Source organism: Deinococcus sp. LM3 (assembly GCF_002017875.1).
Classification (GTDB): domain Bacteria; phylum Deinococcota; class Deinococci; order Deinococcales; family Deinococcaceae; genus Deinococcus.
The window spans coordinates 929,548-945,008 of record NZ_MUFV01000001.1; the positions used below are offsets into that span (position 1 = coordinate 929,548).

Annotated in this window: 15 protein-coding genes; 6 read left to right on the forward strand and 9 right to left on the reverse strand. The window is 69.5% G+C overall.

Translation table 11 applies throughout. The annotated features are described in order from the left end of the window. Nucleotides 1–73: 73 nt before the first annotated feature. The 3 genes from BXU09_RS04275 to BXU09_RS04285 all read right to left on the reverse strand — a co-directional run bounded on the left by BXU09_RS04275 (nucleotide 74) and on the right by BXU09_RS04285 (nucleotide 1,991). Nucleotides 74–910, reverse strand: coding sequence for an alpha/beta hydrolase (locus tag BXU09_RS04275; RefSeq protein ID WP_078300791.1), 837 nt, complete (start codon nucleotides 908–910; stop codon nucleotides 74–76). A gap of 256 nt (nucleotides 911–1,166) precedes the next feature. Continuing rightward, nucleotides 1,167–1,430, reverse strand: coding sequence for a DUF2171 domain-containing protein (locus BXU09_RS04280; RefSeq protein WP_078304731.1), 264 nt, complete (start codon nucleotides 1,428–1,430; stop codon nucleotides 1,167–1,169). Nucleotides 1,431–1,487: 57 nt separating this feature from the next. After that, nucleotides 1,488–1,991 carry an NADAR domain-containing protein gene (locus tag BXU09_RS04285; RefSeq protein WP_144011969.1) on the reverse strand — a complete coding sequence of 168 codons (504 nt, stop codon included), beginning with the start codon at nucleotides 1,989–1,991 and terminating at the stop codon, nucleotides 1,488–1,490. A gap of 112 nt (nucleotides 1,992–2,103) precedes the next feature. Here BXU09_RS04285 and proS point away from each other — a divergent pair, with 112 nt between their 5' ends. The 4 genes from proS to glgX all read left to right on the forward strand — a co-directional run bounded on the left by proS (nucleotide 2,104) and on the right by glgX (nucleotide 8,129). Continuing rightward, nucleotides 2,104–3,588 carry a proline--tRNA ligase gene (proS, locus tag BXU09_RS04290; protein ID WP_078300794.1) on the forward strand — a complete coding sequence of 495 codons (1,485 nt, stop codon included), beginning with the start codon at nucleotides 2,104–2,106 and terminating at the stop codon, nucleotides 3,586–3,588. A gap of 115 nt (nucleotides 3,589–3,703) precedes the next feature. Further along, the gene (locus tag BXU09_RS04295; RefSeq protein ID WP_078304732.1) at nucleotides 3,704–4,678 is read left to right on the forward strand and encodes an ABC transporter substrate-binding protein; all 975 of its coding nucleotides are present in this window, start codon (nucleotides 3,704–3,706) and stop codon (nucleotides 4,676–4,678) included. 61 nt (nucleotides 4,679–4,739) lie between these two features. Then, nucleotides 4,740–5,531, forward strand: coding sequence for a hypothetical protein (locus BXU09_RS04300; protein WP_078300796.1), 792 nt, complete (start codon nucleotides 4,740–4,742; stop codon nucleotides 5,529–5,531). A 480-nt stretch (nucleotides 5,532–6,011) separates the two neighbouring features. Continuing rightward, entirely contained in the window at nucleotides 6,012–8,129 is a 2,118-nt protein-coding gene (glgX, locus tag BXU09_RS04305; protein ID WP_078300797.1) for a glycogen debranching protein GlgX, read from the forward strand. 102 nt (nucleotides 8,130–8,231) lie between these two features. Here glgX and BXU09_RS04310 read toward each other — a convergent pair whose 3' ends face one another. The 3 genes from BXU09_RS04310 to BXU09_RS04320 all read right to left on the reverse strand — a co-directional run bounded on the left by BXU09_RS04310 (nucleotide 8,232) and on the right by BXU09_RS04320 (nucleotide 11,429). Continuing rightward, nucleotides 8,232–9,326, reverse strand: a complete 1,095-nt coding sequence (locus BXU09_RS04310) for an App1 family protein (RefSeq protein WP_240501014.1) — start codon at nucleotides 9,324–9,326, stop codon at nucleotides 8,232–8,234. A gap of 183 nt (nucleotides 9,327–9,509) precedes the next feature. Next, a complete protein-coding gene (locus BXU09_RS04315; RefSeq protein ID WP_078300800.1) occupies nucleotides 9,510–10,427 on the reverse strand; it encodes an SDR family oxidoreductase in 918 nt (305 codons plus the stop codon). A 195-nt stretch (nucleotides 10,428–10,622) separates the two neighbouring features. Then, nucleotides 10,623–11,429 (reverse strand): SDR family NAD(P)-dependent oxidoreductase, encoded by an 807-nt coding sequence (locus tag BXU09_RS04320; protein ID WP_078300801.1) that lies wholly within the window; start codon nucleotides 11,427–11,429, stop codon nucleotides 10,623–10,625. A 95-nt stretch (nucleotides 11,430–11,524) separates the two neighbouring features. Here BXU09_RS04320 and BXU09_RS04325 point away from each other — a divergent pair, with 95 nt between their 5' ends. Together BXU09_RS04325 and BXU09_RS20880 are read left to right on the forward strand one after the other, a co-directional pair. Next, on the forward strand, nucleotides 11,525–12,730 hold the full coding sequence (locus tag BXU09_RS04325; protein ID WP_078300803.1) for a S8 family serine peptidase: 1,206 nt from the start codon (nucleotides 11,525–11,527) through the stop codon (nucleotides 12,728–12,730). Between the two features lie 68 nt (nucleotides 12,731–12,798). Then, nucleotides 12,799–12,969, forward strand: a complete 171-nt coding sequence (locus tag BXU09_RS20880) for a hypothetical protein (protein ID WP_168174554.1) — start codon at nucleotides 12,799–12,801, stop codon at nucleotides 12,967–12,969. A 149-nt stretch (nucleotides 12,970–13,118) separates the two neighbouring features. Here the strand turns inward: BXU09_RS20880 and BXU09_RS04330 are convergent, their stop codons facing one another. The 3 genes from BXU09_RS04330 to BXU09_RS04340 all read right to left on the reverse strand — a co-directional run bounded on the left by BXU09_RS04330 (nucleotide 13,119) and on the right by BXU09_RS04340 (nucleotide 15,390). Further along, on the reverse strand, nucleotides 13,119–13,955 hold the full coding sequence (locus tag BXU09_RS04330; protein WP_078300804.1) for a hypothetical protein: 837 nt from the start codon (nucleotides 13,953–13,955) through the stop codon (nucleotides 13,119–13,121). A gap of 167 nt (nucleotides 13,956–14,122) precedes the next feature. After that, nucleotides 14,123–14,611 (reverse strand): hypothetical protein, encoded by a 489-nt coding sequence (locus tag BXU09_RS04335; RefSeq protein WP_078300806.1) that lies wholly within the window; start codon nucleotides 14,609–14,611, stop codon nucleotides 14,123–14,125. Beyond that, entirely contained in the window at nucleotides 14,608–15,390 is a 783-nt protein-coding gene (locus BXU09_RS04340; protein ID WP_078300807.1) for an FAD-binding domain-containing protein, read from the reverse strand. Before BXU09_RS04340 ends, BXU09_RS04335 begins: the two co-directional genes overlap by 4 nt. Nucleotides 15,391–15,461: the final 71 nt, after the last annotated feature.

Sequence of the window (15,461 nt, forward strand, 5' to 3'; positions counted from 1 at the left end):
AGCAAAAGGGGCCGGTCAGAAACAGTCCCGACCGGCCCCTCGTCCTCCGTCAGCGGAAGGCTGACGCCCTCGCTCAGCGGGCCACGAAGTCCAGCAGCAACCGGTTGAACTCCTCGGCGTGCGTGGCATTCAGGCCGTGCGGCGCGCCCTTCATCACGTGCAGCTCTGCATTCGGCTGGTACTGCGGCACGCGCTGACCGCTCGCCTCCAGCGGCACGATCTGATCCGCGTCACCGTGCACGACCAGCAGCGGCACCGTCAGTTTCGCGAGGTCCGCGCGGAAGTCGGTCATGGCGAACGCACGCACGCACTCCTGGGTCGCCACGGGGGACGCCTGGAAGTACAGGCTGGCCGTAAAATCAAGAAACTCGTCGCCCAGCTTCGCGCCGTTCTCGTCCCAGTTCAGGAACTTCTTGGTAAAGCCCGCCAGGAACTGCGGGCGGTTGGCGGCCACCTGCCCCACCATGCCTTCCACGTCGGCCTCCGCCATGCCGCCGTCCGGGTTGTCTTCGGTCTTGAGCAGGTATGGCGCGACCGAGGAGATCAGCGCGGCACTGCGCAGGTACTGCGTGCCGAACAGCCCGGCGTAACGGCTGACTTCCCCGCCGCCCATGCTGAAGCCCACGACCGTCACGTCGTTCAGGCTCAGCGCCTCGATCAGGTCTTTCAGGTCGCTGGCGAACACGTCGTAGGTGTACCCGGTGGCCGTCTTGCCGCTCTGGCCGAAGCCACGGCGGTCATACGAGATCACCTGATAGCCGGCGTGACGCAGCGCGTCGATCTGCCCTTCCCACATGCGGCCCGACAGTGGCCAGCCATGAATCAGGACGACGGGACGGCCCTCGCCGTACGTCTCGTAGTACAGCTCGGTCTGCGGGGCCAGGGTGTGCTTGGTCTGAATGGTGGGCATGATGGAACCTCCGTTAATAGGGGGGCGTGCGCCGTATGACGCTGGGTCGTATGCCGGTAGGTCGTACGACGTCGAACCGTTCCACCCTAGGCCCGGCCCGCCGCCCCCTCCTGAGCGGGGCCTTCAGGCTCCCTGAGCAAGACTTCAGCGCACCTGAACCTTGACCAGCCGACCCGGGCGGGCAACGGGGACAGCGCCAACGGACAGGGCGGCGTGACCTGCTCGCCACGCCGCCCACAGGGGGTTCAGGACAGGGTCACGCGATGACGCTGCGCTCCACGTTCAGGTACACCGCCACGTCGTCCACGCTCTCCACCTGCGCCAGATCCACGTAATGATGCTGCCCGTCCGCGCTGTCGTTCTTCGTGAGTTTCACGCGCTCGCCGTCCAGGTGATCCACGGTTCCCACGTGCTCGCCGTTCACGTCCTTCACCTGAAGATGCTCGCCGCTCTGCTCCAGGCGGGCCTTGAGGTTCTGGGCGATACGGTCGCTGATCTCTCCGGCATTCATCTTCGTCATGCGGGCAGTCTGGGCCGTGAACATGGCCGTCAGATGACCATCAGGTTCAGGCAGACGTTACCGGAACTTGAGCGGGCCGTCATGAAGCGCCGCGCCACCCAACTCCGTGCGCACACTCATGAGGGCGCGTCCCAGCAGGTTCTCCCCCCAGGCCTGCCGCGCGCCGGGGGCGTCCTGCTCGCTGAAACCCACACCCCAGATCCGGTCGTTCGGGGCAGCCTCCACCAGCTCTGCCTCGCCGGTCGCCAGCAGCGCCGCCCGTAGCAGCGCGTTCTGTCCGAACTTCAGACGCAGCATGTCCAGCGCCACCCCGAACCGCTCCTGCGCCCAGCGGGCATCGTCGTAGGGGCTCACGCGGCGGCCCAGCGCCTTGCACTCGCCGGGCGTGCGGGCCGCCAGAATCGCCCTGCGGGTCGCCTCGTCCCCGAACAGGGCGGCCTTGCGGGCCATCAGGTACTGCTCGGCGCAGTGGTACGCCACGCCATCCTCGGTGAACACGCTGGGGTGAAAGTTCGAAAACGGATGTGCCGTCTGGTAGAAGAAAACGGGATCGGGGCTCATATTTCCCAGTCTCCCCTGCCCACACCGATCCGACATAGGCAGAGCGGCGCAGGGGCGGCGTGCGCGGATGGCTGACGCGGGCCTCTGCCCCGGCCCGGTATCATGCGGGGCGATGACTAAGGACGGCGGCAAACAGGACAAGAAGGCGCAGCAGTACGGCGTGACGCCCCAGAGCACGGATTTCAACGACTGGTACAACGAGGTCGTGAAGAAGGCCGACCTGGCCGACAACAGCCCCGTGGCGGGCGCGATGGTCGTGCGCCCGTACGGCAGCGCGCTGTGGGAGAACATCCAGCGCTGGCTGGACGACCGGTTCAAGGCGACGGGGCACGAGTCGCTGATCTTCCCCACGCTGATCCCCATGGGCTTTATTACCAAGGAAGCGGATCATGTGGAGGGCTTCGCGCCGGAGCTGTTCACGGTGAACAAGATCGGCACCGAGGAACTGGCCGAGCCGTACGTGATGCGCCCCACCAGCGAGACGATCATCGGGCACATGTGGAGCGGCTGGCTGAACTCCTACCGTGACCTGCCGTTCCTGCACTACCAGTGGGGCAGCGTGTTCCGCGCGGAGCTGCGCACCAAGGCGTTCCTGCGGACCAGCGAGTTCTACTGGCACGAGGGGCACACCGCGCACGCCGACGAGACCGAGGCGCGGGCCGAGGTGCGGCAGATGCTGGACATCTACCACGAGTTCTGCCGCGACGTGCTGGCCCTGCCGGTGGTGCGCGGCGAGAAGACCGCCAGCGAACGCTTTGCCGGGGCGGTCGCCACGTACTCCATCGAGGGCATGATGCGCGACGGCAAGGCCCTCCAGAGCGGCACCAGTCACTACCTGGGCCAGAACTTCAGCCGGGCGTTCGACGTGAAGTTCCAGACGCGCGAGCAGAAGGAAGAACTGGCGCACACGACCTCCTGGGCCATTTCGAGCCGCATCATCGGGGCGATCATCATGACGCACGGTGACGATTTCGGGCTGATCATGCCGCCCCGCATCGCGCCCATTCAGGTGGTCGTGATTCCCGTGGGCCGCAAGGACAACTTCGACCAGATGGTCGAGGAAGGCGAGAAACTGGCCGCCGAACTGCGCGCCCAGGGCCTGAAGGTCAAGGTCGACAAACGCGACGGCGTGACGAACGGCTTCAAGTACAACGACTGGGAACTCAAGGGTGTACCCGTGCGAATCGAGCTGGGCCCCCGCGACCTGGAGAGCGGCGTGGTCGTCGTGAAGAACCGCAACGGCGACGAGAAGGAAACCCTGCCCCGCGCCGAAGCTGTGAGCGGCATGGCCGCCCGCCTGGACGGCATTCACGACTGGCTGCTGGAACGCGCTACGAGCTTCATGCTGGAGCACACCGTCACGGTGGACACCTACGAGGAGTTCAAGGCGGCCATCGAGGCGGGCAAGTGGGTGCGTGCCTTCCACTGTGGCGACCCCGAGAGCGAACGGCAGATCAAGGAGGACACCAAGGCCACCGCCCGCAATGTCCCCCTGGACGACGCGGAGTTCTTCAACGAGGCCGAGGAGGGCGTGTGCGTCCACACCGGCCGCCCCGCCGCGTACGGCAAGCGCGTGATCTTCGGTCGTCAGTACTGACCGGAACCCTGCTGGAGTCCGGGCGCCTTCCCTGTGGGGGGGCGCTCGTTCGTTGTCGGCAGCTTCCGTCAAACAGATTACAAGTTTACTCAACTGGTCTGCTATGCTGCGCCGCATGAAGCGTGCCCTCCTCCCCCTCCTGACCCTCTCCCTGATCGCCAGCGCCAGCGCGCAGCAGGCCAAGGAACTGCGCCTGGGCGTGTTCCCGAACGTCACGCACGCCGCCGGACTGGTCGGCGTGCAGCGCGGCCTGATTCAGAAGAACCTCCCGGCCGGCGTGAAACTGGTCGTACGTGAATTCGCGAACGGCAGCCAGATCAACGAGGCCTTCGCCGCCGGCGCCATTGACGCCGCCTACGTCGGCCCGGGGCCCGCCATGAACGCCTTCATGCGCGGCGTGCCCATCCAGGTGTACGCGGGCGCCGCGAACGCCGGAGCGGTCCTGGTCGCCCGCAAGGACAGCGGCGTGCGCAACGTGAAGGGACTGGCCGGGAAGAAGGTCGCGGTGCCCACGCGCGGCAGCACGCAGGACATCAGCCTGCGCCACCTGCTGCACGAGAACGGCCTGAAAGCCACCGACGAGGGCGGCAACGTCACCATCGTGCCGGTCGACCCGGCCAACATGCCCGCCCTGTTCGCCGCCAAACAGGTGGACGCCGCGCTCGTGCAGGAACCCTGGGGCGCGATCATGGAAACGCAGGGCGCCCGCCTGATCGCCAACGAGAAGGCCATCTGGGCCGGCGGGAACTACACCACCACCGTCCTGACCGTGAACACGCGCTACGCCGCCGCGAACCCCGACAGCCTGCGCGGCCTGCTGCGCGGGCACCTGGCGGCCATCGACTTCATCAAGGGCAGCAGCGCCGGCACGCAGAAGTCGGTCGCGGAACAGATCTACGTCTTCACCGGCAAGCGCCCCAACACCGCCGAGCTGTTCAAGGCGCTGTCCCGCACGAAGGTCACCTGGGACATCAACCTCAAGACCCTGGCCGAGTACGCCCAGCTGAACCGCGAGGCCGGCTTCGCGCGGGACGTGCCGGACCTGAACCGCTTCGTGAACCTCGACCTGATCCGCAGCCTCGCGAAGTGACCGTGTGCTTGCTCCGTGCGGCCGTGGCGGGAGCCTTCCCCGGATGCTCTAGACTGAAGGGATGACGGGGCCAAAGAAAGGTTCACGGGGCCGAGCCCCACAACGCAATACAGCTCAGGGTCGCGGTGGCATCACGCGCGACACCATCAAACCGGCCCGCGCCACGCGCGAGGGCGGCGACGCGCCCGGCCGGGACGGGGCCCGCAAGGACACCCGCCCCGGACGCGGCAGTGACGCGCGTCCCGGCGGCGCCCGGCCCGGCAGCTCCCGCGCCGCAGCGGGTGGCGGCCGCAGCGGCGCGGCCGGTGGTCGCGGCAGCGAGAACCCCGCCCGCCGCAAGCCGGGCGAGGGCAGCGCCCGCAGCGAGGAGGGCCGCAGCGAGGGTCGCGGCGCGGTGGAACGCCGCTTCACGTCGGGCGGCCCGGCCCGGCGCAGCCCGCCCAAGCCCGGCAAGAAGGCACTGCCGGAACTCAAGCGCGTGCAGCTGGACGCGCCGGCGCCCGACACGGCCTTCCGGGACCGGGACGGCGACACGCTGACCTTCCCGGACAGCAACCTCAAACGGGTCGCGGCGAAGATCCTGACCGAGAAGAAGAGGGCGTGGCGCTACCGGCCGTTCGCGTTCCCGCTGTTCACGGACCGGGGCAGCGAGCAGTCCTTCCACTTCGATTTCTACATCTACGACGCCGAGGACAGCGTGATCCGCCTGATCCTGGTGATTCCCTTCGAGTCCCGTGAGGTCTGGGACCGGGTGGGACGCTTCAAGCGGCAGTACCCCATGTACGCGTACGAACTGTGGACGCCCGAGAAACTGGCGCGCCTGAGTGGCCCGCGCGGCCGCCTGGAGTTCTGAGACAGCCCCGGCCTGAAGGGTCTTTTCAAACCCTTCAGGCCGGGCGCGTACGACTTGCAGAACTGCTCCGCAGAGCGGGAGCGAAACGGCCTGCGGGCGTGGAGTTGGCCACCCGGTGATGTTCCGGATAGAGGGCGAAACTGACGGAATCCATGAGGCGGTTTTCGGTTCCGCCCTGTGGGAACGTCACCCTGCTTCGCTCTCCTCTGCCTCTGCGCAGGCTGCTGTGAGCCGACGGGGGTTGACCGCTCGCTGAACTGCCACTCATGCTGGGGCCTCCGGGAATCGTCCGGGGGCTCCCGCGCGTGAGAAATGGCCTCTGGGAGCGGTTCCGGGCACCGTGAGCCGCATGAGAGGGATCTTGTGCTTCGCTTGGGTTTGTGCCCGTGGCTGTGGTACGCGCCGGGTGGTCTGGTACCGTTTCCACGTTACGGGCGGCGCCGACGCGCCTCCCCCGCCACGAAAGGAGAGCGCAGCCTGATGACTACCCCACCCATTCTCCGACCCGGCCGCCCCTACCCCCTGGGCGCCACCTGGGACGGCAAGGGCACCAACTTCGCCCTGTACTCCGAGAACGCCAGCGGCGTGGAACTGTGCCTGTTCGACGAACACGGCGCCGAGACCCGCGTGCCCCTGCGCGAACAGACCGCCTTCGTGTGGCACGGCTACCTGCCCGCCGTGAAGCCGGGGCAACGCTACGGGTACCGCGTGCACGGCGAGTACGCCCCGGAGCGCGGCCTGCGCTTCAACCCGAACGTGGTGCTGCTCGATCCCTACGCCAAGGCGCTGGACGGCACGGAACGCTTCGACGAGGGCGTGTTCGGTTACGTGCCGGGCGGCGAGGACACCGTCATGCAGGAAGAGGAGCAGCGCGGCGCGCCCCTGGGTATCGTCGTGGACTCCAACTTCGACTGGGGAGACAGCCGCCGCCCCGAGATTCCGTTCCATCAGGCCGTGATCTACGAGGCGCACGTCAAGGGCCTCACCATGACGCACCCGGACGTGCCCGACGAACTGCGCGGCACGTACGCCGGGATCGCCTGCGAACCCATCCTGTTCTACCTGCGGGAACTGGGCATCACCAGCATCGAACTGATGCCCGTGCACCAGCACGTGGACGACCCGTTCCTGCTCGACAAGGGCCTGACCAACTACTGGGGCTACAGCACCCTGTCGTTCTTCGCGCCCGACGTGCGCTACAGCGCCGAGGCGCGCCGGGGCAACCCGGCCGGAGCCGTGGACGAGTTCAAGCACATGGTCAGGGCGCTGCACGAGTCCGGCATCGAGGTCATCCTGGACGTGGTGTACAACCACACCGCGGAAGGCAACCACATGGGGCCGACCATGTCCTTCAAGGGCATCGACAACCCCACGTACTACCGGCTGGTCGCCGAGGACCCCCGCTTCTACTTCGATTACACCGGCACCGGCAACAGCCTGAACGTCCGCCACCCGCAGACGCTGCAACTGATCATGGACAGCCTGCGCTACTGGGTGACCGAGATGCACGTCGACGGCTTCCGCTTCGACCTGGCCAGCACCCTGGCGCGCGGCCTGCACGAGGTCGATCAGCTGTCCGGCTTCTTCACGATCATCCACCAGGACCCGGTCATCAGTCAGGTCAAGCTGATCGCCGAGCCGTGGGACGTGGGCGAGGGCGGCTATCAGGTCGGGAACTTCCCGGTCAACTGGGCCGAGTGGAACGGCATCTACCGCGACGACATGCGCGCCTTCTGGAAGGGCGACGGCGGACTGGCCTCCGAGATCGGGTACCGCCTGACCGGCAGCAGTGACCTGTACCAGAACGACGGCCGCAAACCGTACGCCAGCATCAACTTCGTGACCGCCCACGACGGCTTCACGCTGCGCGACACCGTCACGTACGAGCAGAAGCACAACGACGCCAACCAGGAAGGCGGCAACGACGGCCACAACCACAACATCACCTGGAACTGCGGCGTGGAAGGCGAGACCGAGGACGCCGAGATCAACGCGCTGCGTGCCCGCCAGCAGCGGAACTTCCTGGCGACCCTGCTGCTCGGGCAGGGAACCCCGATGCTGCTGGGCGGCGACGAGATCGGCCGCACGCAGGGCGGTAACAACAACGCCTACTGCCAGGACAACGAGATCAGCTGGTACGACTGGGCGAACCTCGACGAGGACCTGCTGGCCTTCACCAAGAAGGTCATCCGGCTGCGCAAGGAACACCCGGCCCTGCACCGCCGCAAGTTCTTCAGCGGCCGCACCATCCGCGGCGAGGACGTGCGCGACATCGTCTGGCTGCGCTTCGACGGCGCCGAGATGAGTGACGAGGACTGGAGCAATCCCCAGACGCAGAGCATGGGCATCTTCCTGGACGGCAACGGCCTGGACGACGTGGACAGCCACGGCCAGCCGCTGCTGGACGACCACCTGCTACTGCTGCTGAACGCCTCGCACGTGGACCTGCCGTTCACGCTGCCGGAACTCGCCGGCTGCCAGCACTGGGAACTGCTGCTGGACACCGGCGACGATCACGCCACCGAGACCCCGGCCGCCGGCGAGGAAACCCACCTGCTGGCCCGCAGCGTCAAACTGTACCGCTGCCCCCGTCAGTAACCCCCTTCAGGACAGAGCAGTCAGAACAGATGAGAGAGGCGGCCCCAGTGTGCGGGGCCGCCTCTCTCATCTGTTCCCACTCCCTACTCCCCAATTCCCGCTTCAGGTTTCGTAGGTGCGGGCGACACTGGTCAGGACGCTGCGGTACTCGCCGGGCGTGATCAGGCCCATGGCCATGGCGTGGCTGGCGGCGTTCAGGCTGTCGGCGGCCAGCACGAGGTCCGCGCCGGTCTTGCGGACTTCCTCGCGGAGTTTCAGGACGCCGCTGTCGCGCGTGCCCTCGGTCACGTCGCGGATGTACACGGCCAGCACCCGGCCCGGATGGCGGCGCACGATCTCGGCGTAGATTTCGGGGTCTTTCTCGCCGCTGTCGCCAACCAGCACGAACGTCAGGTCCGGGAAGCGCGTGAAGATCCGTTCGATCACGCCGTGCTTGTACCCGCCGTGCCCGCCGAGCAGGTCCACGCCCCAGTTGCGCAGGAACATCGGCCCCAGCGGGATGCGGCGGTAATCCAGGAACTGCCACAGCAGATCGAAGAAATTCCAGGGGCTGCTGGACACGTAGAAGATCGGGTTGCGGGCCTCGCCGTCACGGGTCAGGGCGCGGTACAGGGCGCCCACACCGGGGAACGGCAGGCGGGTGCGGGCGTTGCCGGTCAGGACGGTGGCGAGCATGCGCGGCAGGCTGGTCACGTCGGACTGGATGACGGTGTCGTCCAGGTCGCTGATGATGCCGAAGCGGGCGTCCGCGACGACCTGCACGCGGGCGGTGGCGGTCACGTCCCGGCCGTCCAGGGTCAGGGCCGCCTGATGCCACCCGCCGGGCAGCGGCACCTGCGGCGTGAAGATCAGCGTGAAGTATCCGTCGGCGTCACTGACGGCGCTGACCTGCTGGCCGTCCAGGGTGCCCGTGACCCGCACGCCGCCCACCTCGCGCGACAGCAGGCGGCGCAGGACGTTCTGCGCGTTGCGCAGGCGGCGGTCGCCCTTGCGGGCGGGTTGCATGGTGCGGGGCAGCAGCACCCGCCCGGTCAGTTCCACCTGGGCGGGCGTACCCCACCCGACGTAGGGTTGCAGCAGCAGCTTGCCGCGGGCGCGACGGGGCTGCACGAAAGCGGCGAACGCCTGATCGGCGGCCAGCAGCGCCCTTTCCAGCATGGGCTGCACGGTCTTGAACGCAGTCGTTACTGGATTCACCCGCCCAGTGTAGCGGGCGCCGCGTTCCCTGCGGCAAGTGGCTCTGGCCCGGTCGGTCGGTCATGAGAGGCCGCCCCTCTGCCTATCGAATCACGAAAACGCGTGCCACACGCCAGAACAGACCGCTCCCGCCCGGACAGCACGGGGCGGGAGCATGAAGAAACGCGGGGTGATGCGTGGCGTTCAGAACAGGACCATGCCTCCGGTCGCGCCGAGCGTGCTGCCGCTCGTGTAACTGCTTTCCTGCGACGCCAGGAACACGTACATGGCGGCCAGTTCGGCCGGCTGACCGGGGCGGCCCAGCGGGGTGTCCTTCCCGAACTGCATGACCTTCTCCTGCGGCTGCCCGCCACTGGGTTGCAGGGGCGTCCAGAACGGGCCGGGCGCCACCGCGTTCACGCGGATGCCCTTCTCGCCCAGCTGCTGCGCGAGCGCCTGCGTGAACGCCACGATGGCCGCCTTGGTGCTGGCGTAGTCCAGCAGGTTCGGGCTGGGGCGGTACGCCTGGATGCTGGTCGTGTTGATGATGCTCGCCCCGGCGCCCAGGTGCTTCAGGGCCTCCTGGGTGATCCAGAACATGGCGTACACGTTCGTGCGGAACGTCAGGTCCAGCTGCTCGGTCGTGATGTCCGACAGGCTGGGCTGAGTCACCTGCTTCCCGGCGTTGTTCACCAGGATGTCCAGCCCACCCAGTTCCTTCACGGCGCGCGTGACCAGCTCACGGCTGAACGCCTCGTCGGTGATGTCGCCCGGCAACGCCACGGCCCGGCGGCCCGCCGCCTCGATCAGCGCCACGACCTCACGCGCGTCCTGCTCCTCGTCCGGCAGGTAGTTCAGGGCGACGTCCGCACCCTCGCGGGCAAAAGCGATGGCCACGGCCCGCCCGATCCCGGAATCCGCGCCCGTGATCAGCGCCCGGCGGCCCTTCAGGCGGCCCAGGCCCACGTAACTGTCCTCGCCGTGATCCGGCAGGGGCTGCATGGCCGACGCGAGCCCTGGCGCCTCCTGCGGCTGACGCGGGAACGGCGGGGCCGGGTACTGCGCGCGGGGGTCCTGCTTCTCGAACTGCGGCTGGCTCTGACGGGCATCCTGGTCACTCATGCCCCCAGGCTGCCCCGCCCACCTGCCAGCCGCATGATCGCCCCGTGAAGTTCACTTGACCCGGCGTGAGGGGCGCCTTCATGGCAGGGGGCGGTCGCGGATGGCGGATGGCGGATGGCGGATGGCGGATGGCGGATGGCGGATGGCGGATGGTCAGGAGCGTGCGCGCGAGCTGGCCGCCCAGATCAAGCCCATCTAGTCCCTGCTGACCACTCCCTTCTGGCCGGTGTGGTCGTAGCGGCGCAGGATCAGTCTGCGCACCACCCGGTCGGCCAGGGACGGGAGGCGACGGTCGAGCCACGCGAACAGGTGGTACACGCGCGGCACGATGACCTCGCGGCGGGGGCGCAGCAGCACGCCCGCCACAGCGCGGGCCACGACCTCGGGGCCGGGCATGGGGAGGCGGGCGCTGGCGGTCATCTCGCTCTTCACGAAGCCCGGCGAGACGAGGCTGACGTTCACGCCGCTGCCGAGCAGTTCGCGGCGCAGGCCGTGACTGAACCCCCGGATGCCGTACTTGCTGGCGGAGTACAGGCCGTTCGTGGCGGCCTGCCCGGCCACGGAACCGATGTTCACGATGTGGCCGCTGCCCCGCCCGCGCATCTCGGGCAGGACCAGCCGGGTCAGTTCGATGGGCGCGTCGAGGTTCACACGCAGGACCCGCAGCGGGTCCAGGTCGTCCCACCACCAGCCGCGTTCGATGGTGACGCCCGCGTTGTTGATCAGGATGTCCACCCGCCCGAAGTGCGCGTGCGCGGCGGCGATCAGCGCGCGGCGCGAATCGGGGCTGGTCACGTCGGTCGGGACGGCGATCACGCGGTGCCCGGACGGGTCGAGGCGGCGGGCCAGGGCGTGCAGGCCGTCCGCCCGGCGCGCCGCGAGCACCAGGGCGTACCCCAGCGCGGCAAGTTCCGTGGCGGTGGCCAGACCAATGCCGCTGGACGCGCCGGTCAGGACCACGACCGGGCGGGCCGTGTTCCACGGGGGGGTGGGGGCCGTCATGACGCCGCCTGGGGCGTGCGGGGGTGTGGCATAGGGTGATGGTATCCCCAAGCGGCGCTCAGCTGCGAGTCAGGCGCGCGACCGACACTGGGCGGATGCGCGCCGTTCCGTCCGCCCTGACCCGCCTGGGTCTCACGCTGCTGCTGGGCAGCCTGCCCGCCTCGGGCCTGAGCATTCCGGCGCTGCCGCCAGACACGCTGCCGGAAATTCTGCCGGTCGGCACGCCCACGCCCCGGCCCGCGCCGCCGCTGATCACTGCCCCGGCCCCCAGCAATCCGGCGGCTCCGGCCAGTCCGTCGGGCCGGGTGCCCACCGACCCGCTGTTCGCGCGGCAGTGGACGCTGCCGGTCGTGCGCGCCGCGCAGGCCTGGGCGCTGCCCGGCGTGCTGATCGCCCCGGCGCGGCCCGTGACGGTCGCGGTGCTCGACACGGGTTTCGTGAACAGCCCGGAACTTGCGGGCCGCGCCGTGAACGGCTTCGATTTCGTGAGCGATCCCGCCCGCGCCGGCGACGGTGACGGCCGGGACGCCGACGGCAGCGGCGTCGGCCCGTACGCGTACCACGGCGAGGTCGTGGCGAACATCATCGGCGCGGCGCACGACGGGCGCGGCATGGCAGGCCTGAACCCCCGCGTGCGCGTCGTACACGTTCGCGTGGCGGGTACGGACGGGCAGATCAGCGTGCCGGACCTCGTGGACGGCCTGAAGTGGGCGGCGGGACTGCCCGTGCCGGGCGTTCCCGTCAACCCGAACCCGGCGCGGCTGCTGAACCTCAGCCTGTTCGCGGATTTCATTCCGCTGACCGGCTGCGACCCGCGCGTGCAGGCCGCCGTGGACGCCGTGACCGCGCGCGGCGCGCTGGTGATCGCGGGGGCCGCGAACGACGGCGCGGACGCGGGCGGGTACTCGCCCGCCGGGTGCCGCAGCGTCTTGACCGTCACCAGCGTGGATGCCGGGGGTGCGCGGCCCGAGTACGCCAACTGGGGCCGCAGCGTGGCCCTCGCCGCGCCCGGCGGGGAACCGGGGGCGGGCGTGCCGGTCAGCAGCGTCAGCGGGGCCGGCGGCCTGCGGGACCCGCACGGCACCAGCCTCGCCGCGCCGCACGTGACGGGTGTCGCCAGCCTGCTGCTGACCGTGCGGCCCAACCTGACGCCCGCCTCGCTGCGCCGCCTGCTGACCTCCACCGCCGCGCCCTTCCCCGGCGGCCGCTGCGACCCGCAGCCCGCCCACAGCTGCGGCGCCGGCACCCTGAACGCCGAGGCCGCCCTGAAGAGTGCGCTGTCCAGCAGCCTGGGAAAGTAACCGTCCGGGGGCGGCGGGACGCGCGGCCCCCACCCCACCCGCTACCCTGAGCGCATGAGGTTCAAACAGTGAACGCGCCCGCTTGGCGCATCTGGCTGGTCGTGGCGCTGGTGTGCGGCTGGGGCATCCTGACCATCGTGTTCGCCTCCCGGCAGGAGTGGCTGATGACCGCCCTGTGCGCCGCCCTGATGATCAACAACGGCGTCACCCTCTGGCGCCTGACCCGGCAGGGCAAGTAATAAGGACTCCGATTGAAGGGTCTTTGCAGCCCCTTCAATCCGAGCGAATGCGAGTAGGAGAGAAACGGGTTCCGGACGTGGAGCTGACAATCCGGTGAAGTTCCGGATTGTCAGCGAAACAAACGGAATCCGTATAACGCCCAGGATCGTCAGGTCAGCGTCCGGCGTTCCAGCCGCCACCCACGCGTGCGGGTGGCGGTTTTCAGTTCCGGGACGCTCAGGACCGTGCGGGGTGTCCACCACGTCTGCGCGGGTTTGTGCAGTGCCCAGCCGCCGCCCAGCGTGACGGCCGCGTGCTGCGCCAGTCCGTTGCCCGAACGCCACAGCAGCAGCGTGCCGGGCTGGGTGTCCTGACCTCCGGGAACCGTCCGGTCCCGCAGGAACGCCTCGAACGGTTCGCGCTGCATCCAGGTGCGGGCGGCGTCCGGCACGCCCGCCGCGCCCATCACCGTGCCGAAGCAGTTGCCGGCGCTGCCTGACGGGAAGGTGCCCGCCAGCGTCCGGGCGGCCGGGAGGGTGTGGGCGGCCGCGTCCCACACGGCGTCCGGCACGTCCTCCCGCCGACAGGGCCGCCCCGCCCGGCCGATCAGGCGGGCCAGGACCGCGCCGGTCAGGTCCTCGCGCCGCCACAGGAACCGCCCGGTGGGCAGGCCGGGCCGCAGGTCCGCGAAACGGGCGCCCAGTGGCACGTTGCCCCGCCCGTGCCGCACCTGCGCGCGCAACAGCTCGCGGCGCGCCGCCGGAGCCAGGGCGTCCAGCTCCGCCGGGGTCAGCCACGCCACCCGCCCGGCCCCGGCCGCGACATTCCACAGCGTGAACGTGTTGCGTTCCTCCGGAGTCAGCGTCACCGAGGCGCGCGCCAGGGTCGGCAGGGCCAGGCGCTCTGCCTCTGCGTCCGTCAGGTAGAACGGCTGCCGCGCCGGGGCCAGCCAGCCGCGCCACGTGTCCAGCAGGCCCGGGGACACCGGGATGTTCAGAATCTTCACGCCGGGCAGTCTGCTGCCACCCGCGCCCGCAGGGCATCCGCCATCTGCGCTAGGTCCGTTGAAGCTACCATTGCGAGATTCCGGGAAAGCGCCGGAACCTCTCCATTTCCGCTCCAACGTCCTTCTTCTGCTCCGCGCGGTTTATCTACAGGATAAACGCCGTGTCTTCAGCGGTGGCCGCGCCGGGGGAAGTCCGGGGCGGGTTCGCCGTGCAGGACCTCGCGTTCCACCTTCTTCCAGAACCCGAAGAAGCGCCGCAGGGGGCCGTCGAAACTGGTCAGGCGTTCCGGTTCATGAATAATGATCCGCAGGTCCGGGCGGGCGGCGCGCAGGCCGTCCACGATGCGCGCAAAGTCCGGCGTGAAGTTGCGGGTGACGTGCAGCTCGGCGGCGTGGTGCGCGGCGGCGAAGGCGGCGAGTTCGTCCGGCACGGCCCCCACGCGGATCTCGGTGAGGCCGGGGCGGTGCGCGGCGAGGTCCCGCACGCCCTGGTACATGAACGCCAGACGCGGAAACGCGACCGGGACCGCCTGCAGGAACGGACGGTCGAACACGAACAGCGCCGGGGCGTCCGGGCAGGCGCTCAGGGCGGGGTCCGTGACGGACAGGCTGTCGCCGTGAATCCACACGACCCGGCGGGCCTGGGCGGCAGTCACGGCCGCGTCCCGAACAGCTGCGTTTCCAGCTCCCCGTACGAGGCGCGGAACGGACACTCGGCCCGGCAGGTGCGGCACCACCGGCCGCCGCTGTACCGATCGATGTTCTCCTGATTCATGAAGTACGGCTTGTTGCTGAAGGTGCTCGCCACCCACTGCCACGACAGGGCGTTGTTGGCAATATCCCCGTCCAGCAGGTGCTCGCGGAACAGGGCGTACCCGGACCGCCAGTCCACGCCGCGCCAGTGCACCAGGTACGCCGCGAACCACAGCCGCTCGTGGTTGTGCAGCCACCCGTCCCGGACGAGGTGCGTGACCCATGCGTCCGCGCAGGGCAGGCCGGTGCGGGCCTCGCGCACGTCGTCCGGCAGGGTGTCCGTCCAGCGGGCCGGGTACTTGGGGTCCTCCAGGTTCCCCAGGACCCGCGCGCCCTCCTGGCGCAGCACCAGCCGGTAGAATTCCGCCCAGGTCAACTGCCGCAGGAACTCGTCCCGCTCGCGGCCCCGCATGACGGCGCGGGCGTGCGCGGCCACCTCGCGCAGGCCCAGCATGCCGTGACGCAGGTACATGCTCAGGCGCGACACGTTCCCGCTCAGGAAGTTCCGGCCCGCGTACCCCTCGCCCGTCCAGGCGTGCAGGGCCGCCAGTCCCGCCGTGCGGCCGCCCACACGGGCCGGGAGGCGCGGCTCGCCGGTGTACAGGCCGGTCAGGGCCTCGCCCAGCACGCGGGGCAGCTGATCGTCCAGCAGGTCGGGGGGCAGGCGCAGGGCATCGGTCATGCGGTCAGCATCGCCGCCCACGCCACCGCACACCGTACGGCCCGGCACAGCGCGAGCCGACCACGTACCGC

What these genes read in the sequence shown, in the direction of transcription:
- BXU09_RS04315 (WP_078300800.1), bottom strand. Translation starts at nt 10,427, where the DNA reads ATGAGTGACCAGGATGCCCGTCAGAGCCAGCCGCAGTTCGAGAAGCAG.
- BXU09_RS04280 (WP_078304731.1), bottom strand. Translation starts at nt 1,430, where the DNA reads ATGACGAAGATGAATGCCGGAGAGATCAGCGACCGTATCGCCCAGAAC.
- BXU09_RS04340 (WP_078300807.1), bottom strand. Translation starts at nt 15,390, where the DNA reads ATGACCGATGCCCTGCGCCTGCCCCCCGACCTGCTGGACGATCAGCTG.
- proS (WP_078300794.1), top strand. Translation starts at nt 2,104, where the DNA reads ATGACTAAGGACGGCGGCAAACAGGACAAGAAGGCGCAGCAGTACGGC.
- BXU09_RS04325 (WP_078300803.1), top strand. Translation starts at nt 11,525, where the DNA reads ATGCGCGCCGTTCCGTCCGCCCTGACCCGCCTGGGTCTCACGCTGCTG.
- BXU09_RS04285 (WP_144011969.1), bottom strand. Translation starts at nt 1,991, where the DNA reads ATGAGCCCCGATCCCGTTTTCTTCTACCAGACGGCACATCCGTTTTCG.
- BXU09_RS04275 (WP_078300791.1), bottom strand. Translation starts at nt 910, where the DNA reads ATGCCCACCATTCAGACCAAGCACACCCTGGCCCCGCAGACCGAGCTG.
- glgX (WP_078300797.1), top strand. Translation starts at nt 6,012, where the DNA reads ATGACTACCCCACCCATTCTCCGACCCGGCCGCCCCTACCCCCTGGGC.
- BXU09_RS04320 (WP_078300801.1), bottom strand. Translation starts at nt 11,429, where the DNA reads ATGACGGCCCCCACCCCCCCGTGGAACACGGCCCGCCCGGTCGTGGTC.
- BXU09_RS04295 (WP_078304732.1), top strand. Translation starts at nt 3,704, where the DNA reads ATGAAGCGTGCCCTCCTCCCCCTCCTGACCCTCTCCCTGATCGCCAGC.
- BXU09_RS04300 (WP_078300796.1), top strand. Translation starts at nt 4,740, where the DNA reads ATGACGGGGCCAAAGAAAGGTTCACGGGGCCGAGCCCCACAACGCAAT.